Annotated in this window: 7 protein-coding genes; 1 reads left to right on the forward strand and 6 read right to left on the reverse strand. The window is 68.0% G+C overall.

All coding sequences use genetic code 11. From position 1 onward, the window contains the following. Positions 1–104 precede the first annotated feature (104 nt). The 6 genes from ACR9ZJ_RS18280 to ACR9ZJ_RS18305 all read right to left on the reverse strand — a co-directional run bounded on the left by ACR9ZJ_RS18280 (position 105) and on the right by ACR9ZJ_RS18305 (position 6156). Entirely contained in the window at positions 105–905 is an 801-nt protein-coding gene (locus ACR9ZJ_RS18280; RefSeq protein WP_481288571.1) for a ferritin-like domain-containing protein, read from the reverse strand. 42 nt (positions 906–947) lie between these two features. Then, positions 948–2426: an amidophosphoribosyltransferase gene (gene purF, locus ACR9ZJ_RS18285; RefSeq protein ID WP_481280888.1), complete on the reverse strand. Its 1479-nt coding sequence runs from the start codon at positions 2424–2426 to the stop codon at positions 948–950. A 12-nt stretch (positions 2427–2438) separates the two neighbouring features. Beyond that, positions 2439–3074 carry a CvpA family protein gene (locus tag ACR9ZJ_RS18290; protein WP_481288572.1) on the reverse strand — a complete coding sequence of 212 codons (636 nt, stop codon included), beginning with the start codon at positions 3072–3074 and terminating at the stop codon, positions 2439–2441. A 41-nt stretch (positions 3075–3115) separates the two neighbouring features. After that, on the reverse strand, positions 3116–4180 hold the full coding sequence (locus ACR9ZJ_RS18295) for an SPOR domain-containing protein (protein WP_481288573.1): 1065 nt from the start codon (positions 4178–4180) through the stop codon (positions 3116–3118). Between the two features lie 87 nt (positions 4181–4267). Next, positions 4268–5539 (reverse strand): bifunctional tetrahydrofolate synthase/dihydrofolate synthase, encoded by a 1272-nt coding sequence (gene folC, locus ACR9ZJ_RS18300; protein ID WP_481288574.1) that lies wholly within the window; start codon positions 5537–5539, stop codon positions 4268–4270. Then, positions 5536–6156, reverse strand: a complete 621-nt coding sequence (locus ACR9ZJ_RS18305; protein WP_481288575.1) for a GNAT family N-acetyltransferase — start codon at positions 6154–6156, stop codon at positions 5536–5538. The genes folC and ACR9ZJ_RS18305 overlap by 4 nt, the downstream gene beginning before the upstream one ends. An 83-nt stretch (positions 6157–6239) precedes the next feature. On the opposite strand from ACR9ZJ_RS18305, the gene ACR9ZJ_RS18310 reads away from it, so the two are divergent. Further along, the gene (locus ACR9ZJ_RS18310; protein ID WP_481282707.1) at positions 6240–7313 is read left to right on the forward strand and encodes a sterol desaturase family protein; all 1074 of its coding nucleotides are present in this window, start codon (positions 6240–6242) and stop codon (positions 7311–7313) included. The last annotated feature ends 145 nt before the right edge of the window (positions 7314–7458 follow it).

Here is a 7458-nt window from a genome sequence, read left to right on the forward strand (position 1 = left end):
AGCCGGCTCCGCCGGCGATGGGTGCTTGCCACAACCTGGCCCGCTGCCGCGGGATCGCCGACAAGGTCGGCTCCCACCGGGCGAGTTCATGCGACGCGGCAGGCTCAGCCCAGGGTGCCCAACCAGGCCAACTCGCTCTCCGAAAACCCCGCCTCGCGGCGCGCGTCCAGGTTGAACGGCCCTCGCAGCGAACCATTCATGTAATCGGCGAGCAGCTGCGCGAAGGTGGCCTCGGGCTCGATCCCGTCGCGCTCGCAGCACCAGTGGAACCATCGCGTTCCCGCCGCCACGTGGGCCACTTCCTCGCGCAGGATCACCTCGAGGATCGCGACGGTGCGCTCGTCGCCCTGGCGACGCAGCCGCTCCATCATGCCGGGGGTGACATCCAGCCCGCGCGCTTCCAGCACCCGGGGCACGAGGGCCATGCGTGCCGTATCGCTGTGCGCGGTCTTCTCCGCCATTTCCCATAGGCCGTTATGCGCGTCGAAGTCGCCGTAGGCATGGCCGAGTTCGGCAAGGCGGGCGGACAGCATCGTGAAATGCCGTGCCTCGTCGTTGGCGCACGAGGCCCAGTCCCGGTAATACGCCAACGGCTTCCCGCGGAAACGGTAGACCGCGTCCCAGGCCAGGTCGATGGCGTTGAATTCGATGTGCGCGATGGCATGCACGAGCGCGGCGCGGCCTTCCGCCGTACCCAGGCCACGCTGTGCCACCTCACGGGAAGGGACCAGGCGAGGACGTTCGGGACGGCCCGGAAGGGCGATGGGACGCGCCGGCGGCGATGACGGATCCGGCGCCAGATCGCCCGCCTGCAAGGCCGCCCAGGCCTCGAAGCTGAGCCGGACCTTCTCGGTCGGATCGGCGGCATCGAGGCAACGTCGGGCGGCGGCGTGCAGATCGTTCATGGATCGCTGGCGGCGCGATTCGTCATCCGCGCCGCCCGGTGCTCAGGCACTGCGGCGCTCGTTCTTGGCCGCGTCGGAGCGCAGTGCTTCCTGCTGCTCGAGGAAGCCGGCCTCGACACCCGTGACGTACTCGCCGGAGAAGCACGAGGTGTCGAAATGGGTGAGCGCTTCGTTGCCGTCGGCGACGGCCCAGACGAGGTCGTCGAGGTCCTGGTAGATCAACCAGTCCGCACCGAGCGCCTTCTCCACCTCCTCCACGGTACGCCCGGCCGCGACCAGTTCGGAGGCGGCGGGCATGTCGATGCCGTAGATATTCGGATAACGCACCGGCGGCGCGGCCGAGGCGAAGTACACATTCTTCGCACCGGCGTCGCGGGCCATCTGGATGATCTGGCGCGACGTGGTGCCACGAACGATGGAGTCATCCACCAGCAGGACGTTCTTCTTGCGGAATTCGAGGTCGATGGCATTGAGCTTGCGGCGCACCGATTTCACCCGTTCGCCCTGCCCCGGCATGATGAAGGTACGGCCGATATAGCGGTTCTTCACCAGCCCCTCGCGCATGGGCACGCCCAGGGCCTGCGCCAGCGAGCTTGCCGCCGTGCGCGAGGTATCGGGAATGGGAATGACCGCGTCGATGCCATGGTCGGGACCGCGTTCGCGGAGGATCTTCTCGGCCAGCTTCTCGCCCATGCGCAGGCGCGCCTTGTACACCGAGACATCTTCGATCATCGAATCGGGACGCGCGAGATAGACGTACTCGAAGATGCACGGCGCGTGGACGGCGCCTTCCGCGCAATGTCGCGCGTGGAGCTCGCCACCGTCGGTGACGATCACCGCTTCACCCGGCGCGATGTCGCGCAGGCGCTTGAAACCGAGCACGTCGAGGGCCACCGATTCGGAGGCGATCGCATATTCGCGGCCTTCCGGCGTGACGCGCTCGCCGAGCACGAGCGGACGAATGCCATTGGGGTCGCGGAAGGCGATCAGGCCATAACCGAGCACCAGCGCGATGCAGGCATAACCGCCACGGGCACGCGCATGCACGCGCGAGATCGCCTTGAAGACGTGCTCCGGCGTGAGGTCGCCGCGATCGTCCACCTGCAGTTCGTGCGCGAGCACGTTGAGCAGCACCTCGGAATCGGAATCGGTGTCGATGTGCCGGCGGTCGTCCTCGAACATCTCCTTGCGCAGGGTCTCGGTGTTCACGAGGTTGCCGTTGTGCGCGAAGGCGATGCCATACGGCGAGTTGACGTAGAACGGCTGCGCCTCCTCGGTACCTTCGGAGCCTGCCGTGGGATAGCGGCAATGACCGATGCCGATGCGTCCGCGCAACTTGCTGACGCCCGCGGAATTGAAGACGTCGCGAACCAGGCCGTTGCCCTTGTGCAGGCGCAAGCGCGCGCCATCCACCGTGGCGATGCCGGCGGCATCCTGCCCGCGATGTTGCAGGACGGTCAGGCCGTCATACAGGGCCGATGCCACTTCCGTGGTACCGACGATGCCGATGATTCCGCACATGGGTGTTGCCTTCTACGAAGAGGCCGCCGTGGTCGCGGCGGCAGGGTGAGCATTCGAATCTTTCGGAGGCTGCGCGGGGATCGTCAGGTCGCGCAGTTTCATCAATTCTTCCCGGCTGGGCAGTTTCACGTCCGGCATCTTCATGTTCTGCAGCGCCGCCGGCGGGTGCATGTATTCGCGCACGTTCGCAGGCACCTGCTGGCCAAGCCATGCGGCCGGCGCGGCGAACTGCGGCAGCATCGCGGATTCACGCCACATCGGTTCGTTCGGCAACGGCGTGAAGCCCAGCAGGAACACCACGCCGCTCACGATAAGTACACCGCGCGCCAGACCGAAGATCATCCCGAGCAGACGGTCCATGCCACCCAGCCCGGTTCCCGAGACCAGGCGCGAAATCAGGAACCGGAACACGGCACCGACCAGCAACACCGAGATGAAGCACAAGCCGTAGCCGATGGCGATCCGCGCCGACGGCAGCGATACGCTGCTCTCGAAGTAACGCGCGACCACCGGCCCGAACAACCACGCGATCCAGAACGCGGCCACCCAGACCACCAGTGAAAGCACTTCGGAGATGAGGCCGCGGGCGAGGCCGATCAAGACCGAAATGAACAGTACGGCAAGGATGACGTAGTCGGCCCAATTCACGTGACGCTCCTCGAATTCACGATGGGAGTCGGTCCGGCCCGTCAGGGCGCCGGGACGACGACCCCATCGAGGCCCACCTTGGCCTTGATCTGGTCCTTCAGGCGCACCGCGTCGTCACGCTGCGTCTGCGGCCCCGCGCGGACACGCCACAGCTTGGCGCCGCCGCTGGAGGCGATGCTATCCACATAGCCCGGGATGCCCGCGCCGCGCAGCTTGTCGCGCAGTCGCGTGGCTTCGGTCTCGCTGCTGACCGCGGCGACCTGGACGGCGAATCCCCCCGCGCGCGGCGCGGCGGCGGGCACGCTGGGCGTGGCCGCGGCGGGCGCCGGCGTGGCGGCGGCCGGCCGCTGCGGTGCCGGGGTATCGGCGGTCTGCGTCTCGGCCCTGGTCGACAGGCTGGCCGGGGCGCCGGGCACCGCGGCGACGATCTTCAGGCGGGCGGTCTCGGCGGCGGCGCGCGATTCGAACGGCCCGGCGGTGACCCGGGTGAGCGACTTGCCGGCCTGCGTGGTCGAGGCGGTGCTCACCGGATAGCCCAACGCCTTCACCTTCTGCACGAGGGCGTCGGCCTTGGAGCGGTCCGCGTAGGCACTGAGGTTGATGCTGTAGCTGCCCCGTGCGGCGGTGCCCGGCGGCAGCGCCGGTGCCGCGGCCGGCGTGGACGGCGGTGCCGAGGCGACGGGCGTGGTGGCAGGCTTGGCTGCCGGCTTCACAGGAGTCGCCGCCGGCTTGCTGGCGGCAGGCGCGTTGGCGAAATCTTCCGGCAGGGCGTCGGCCGGCTTGCGCGAGGCGATGTCCACCGAGGCGAGGCGGCCGCCGCCGCCCGGGGTGACGTTCGCGGCAGGCGCCGAAACGGCGGGCGCGGGCTGCTGTGGTGCCGCACCGGCGGGCGCGCCCGCCACCTGCGGGCCATTCGCCGTCGCCGGCGAACCGTTCGGGGCCACGTCGAGCGTGCGCGTCTGCAGTTCGCGGTCCGGTGCCGGCGGAATCGCCAGGCTGACGGTCTGGTCGGCGTCGGACTTGGGCGGCGTGCTTGAGAACAACATCGGCAGGAACAGGACCGCCAGGGCGATCAGGACGGCGGCACCCAGCATGCGTGTTTTCAAGGAAGGCTCCATACGACCGGTGCAAAGCGAATCGCGGCGATTATAACCGGCAATGGACCTGCCCCGACGCCTTGGCCGTGCCGGCGTTCACGTGGCCGTGGACAAGGCGGCGCCTGCGACGAAGAAGGAGCCGAAAAGCAGCACGGTGTCCTCGTCGCCAGCGGCGTCGCGCGCGGCCGCCCAGGCCCGGACGACGTCCGGAAACGCCTGTGCGACAGCACCCGGGAGCACGGCGGCGAGAGTGGCCGCGATCGCATCGGCAGGCAAGCCCCGCGGCGTATCGCGCTCCAGGCCCGCCAGGAACCACCCATCGACCCGACGCCCCAGGGCCTCGACGACACCCGCCACGTCCTTGTCCGCGAGGGCGCCGTATACGGCGAAGACACGGCCTGCCGAAGGTTCGGCGTCAAGCCATGCCGCCAAGGCACGCGCCGCCTGCGGGTTGTGCCCGACATCCACGAGGGTGCGCGGGCGCTCGGCGATCCGCTGGAGGCGACCAGCCACATGCACGTGTTCGAGGCCATGCCGGATGGCTTCGGACGAGACATCCACCCGTGAGCCGAGGGCGTGGATGGCGGCGATGGCCGTCGCCGCGTTGGCGACCTGCACCGGGGCATCGAGGGCCGGCCGGGGCAGGTCCAGCGCCGTGCCGTCCCGGTGGGTCCAACGCCAATCCGTGGTAGCCGCCCTTGTGGTGACGGTGAAGGCCTCGCCAGCGCGGACGACATGGGCGCCGATGTCGCGCAGGGCTTGCAGCAGGCCGGCCGGGGGCGCCGGTTCGCCGACGATGGCGGGCCGGCCCGCACGGGCGATGCCCGCCTTCTCTCGACCGATGCTGTCGCGGTCGCCGCCGAGCCAGTCCTGGTGATCGAGGTCGACCGTGGTGATGACCGCGACATCGGCATCGACGATGTTCACCGCATCGAGCCGGCCACCCAGTCCCACCTCGAGGATCGCCACGTCGAGCGACGCGCGCGCCATCAGGTCGATGGCGGCCAACGTGCCGAATTCGAAGTAGGTCTGCGGGATGTCGCCGCGCGCCGCCTCGATCCTTTCGAACGAAGCGACCAACGCGTCGTCACCGGCATCCTCGCCATCGATCCGGATACGCTCGTTGTATCGAAGGAGGTGCGGCGAGGTGTAACACCCCGTGCGGTAGCCCGCCGCGCGCAGCATGCCCTCCAGCAAGGCCACCGTGGACCCCTTGCCGTTGGTACCGCCGATGGTGATCACGATGGGTGCCGGACGCGGCGCGCCCATCGCCTCCCAAACCGCGCGCACGCGCTCCAGGCCCAGCGCGATGTCGCGCGGATGCGTGCGCTCCTGGTAAGCGAGCCACTCGGCCAGCGTGCGCGTCATGCGGATTCCCGGTCCAGTTCACGCATCCAGAAATCGAGCGTGTGCGGCGTGGCGGCGTCGGTGCCGACCTCCTTCCACGACAAGGTGCAACTCAGGTCGATCGCCGGCTTGTAACCCCGCCCGAGCCAGAACGCATCGTTCCGATGGTAGGTCGCCGGCTTGCGTGGATCGCCGGGCTCCCGCCGCACCGAGCAGAAGGCCGTCCAGCGGAAGGCCCCGGCGTCGCGCGCGTGCGCTTCCCGTGCATCGAAGAAGACATGCCCGATGCCGCGTCCACGCCACGGCGTGAGCAGCACCGATTCGCCGAAATAGAACACGTCGTCCGGCGCGATCCCGTGCTCTTCGAAGGGCCTGCGGAAGGTCTCGCCTTCGTCGGCCAGAGGCATGCCGGTGGAAGCACCCACCGCGCGTCCCGCATCGTCGCGCGCGACGACACACACGCTGCGCGGCGACGCGGCATACGCGGCCAGGTAGTTTCGTTCGTAGGAGCGGTCGCCGTCGTAGAGGTAAGGCCAGTCGCGAAACACCGCCTGGCGCAGTCCGGACAATTCCTCGGCCACGGGCAGGATGTCCTTGCCCACGTAAGTACGTACATCGATCCCTGGAATGTGGCGCATGCGGAAAGCCCAACGAAAGAGGCGTGCAGCTTAATCGCAGTGTCGACCGCGCGCACCTGCACGGTCTTGCGAAGGTAGCCAGCATGTTCGCGGGATGGTCCCATCTTGTCGACTGGACGAGTGCCCATGCCATCGTCCCGTTCCTCGCCCTGCTCCACCTGTCCGGCCTGGCCGGCGATCCGCGTGAAATCGCGGGGGCGATCCTCATCTCGATCCTCCAGGTGGCGATCATCGCCTTGGTGTTCCGCCCGCTCGAATCGGTGATCCCCGCCGAGACGTGGGCGGACCGCAGGCTCACGCGCGTGGATTGGCAATACACGCTGATGATGCTGCTCGGGATCTTCCCGATGTTCAGCTACCTGGTCCTGACGCCGATAGGCAACGCCTTCGGTGGGACCGGCGCGGAAGGCAACGACGATTCACCGTTGGGCATCGTGCACTGGGTGCCTGCATTGAACAGCCATCCGCTTGCGCTGTTCCTGGTCTACTACGTCATCTACGACCTGGTCTATTACTGGATGCATCGCCTGCAACACGCGCTGCCGTGGTGGTGGGCGCTGCACAGCATGCATCACAGCACGCGGCAGATGAGTTGCTGGACCAACGACCGTGGCAGCCTCGTCGACGGCTTCCTGCAATCGATGGTGCTGGCGGGCGTGGGCCTGTTGATCGGCGTCGCGCCCACGGAATTCGCGTGGTTGATGCTGTTGGGAGAACTGGTACAGAACTTTTCGCACGCGAACGTGCGTATACGCTTCGGGCCGGTCCTCGATCGCCTGTTCGTTTCGCCGGTGTTCCACCGTCTTCATCACATGCTGATGGACCCGGATCGCCCCACGCTGCACAACTGCAACTTCGGCCAGGTCTTCTCGATCTGGGATTCCCTGTTCGGTACCGCTCTGCATGGTGAGCCGATCCGGCCAACGGGCGTGGGCGATCCCATGGTGGATGCGGACAACGAGAAAGGGCTGACGGGCCTGCATTGGGCGGCGTTTCGCCGCTTCTGGGGCGCGGTCACGTGCAAGGCGGGCTGGCGGCTAGGCGAGGTCGCCTTCGGCACGGATTACCGGCCGGTGTCGGTGAAGGAGATCGACCTTCATGCGTTGGAGGATGGGCGGCTTGGCGAGCACCCATCGCCTAGCAGAAGCGGCGCCTAAGCTGACGTTTTCGTTCTTCGCGCGCTCCTGATTTCGTTCGATATCGGGCTCGGCTTCGCGTTGGGGTGGTGGGGCAGAGCCGTCGGCCGCCACCCTCGTCGCTCCGGTTACACCGTCGCTCGGGAAAGGAAGCCGCTGCGCGGCC

This window comes from Luteibacter sp. KNZ12-1A, assembly GCF_056755675.1.

What these genes read in the sequence shown, in the direction of transcription:
- ACR9ZJ_RS18305 (WP_481288575.1), bottom strand. Translation starts at nt 6,156, where the DNA reads ATGCGCCACATTCCAGGGATCGATGTACGTACTTACGTGGGCAAGGAC.
- folC (WP_481288574.1), bottom strand. Translation starts at nt 5,539, where the DNA reads ATGACGCGCACGCTGGCCGAGTGGCTCGCTTACCAGGAGCGCACGCAT.
- ACR9ZJ_RS18280 (WP_481288571.1), bottom strand. Translation starts at nt 905, where the DNA reads ATGAACGATCTGCACGCCGCCGCCCGACGTTGCCTCGATGCCGCCGAT.
- ACR9ZJ_RS18310 (WP_481282707.1), top strand. Translation starts at nt 6,240, where the DNA reads ATGTTCGCGGGATGGTCCCATCTTGTCGACTGGACGAGTGCCCATGCC.
- purF (WP_481280888.1), bottom strand. Translation starts at nt 2,426, where the DNA reads ATGTGCGGAATCATCGGCATCGTCGGTACCACGGAAGTGGCATCGGCC.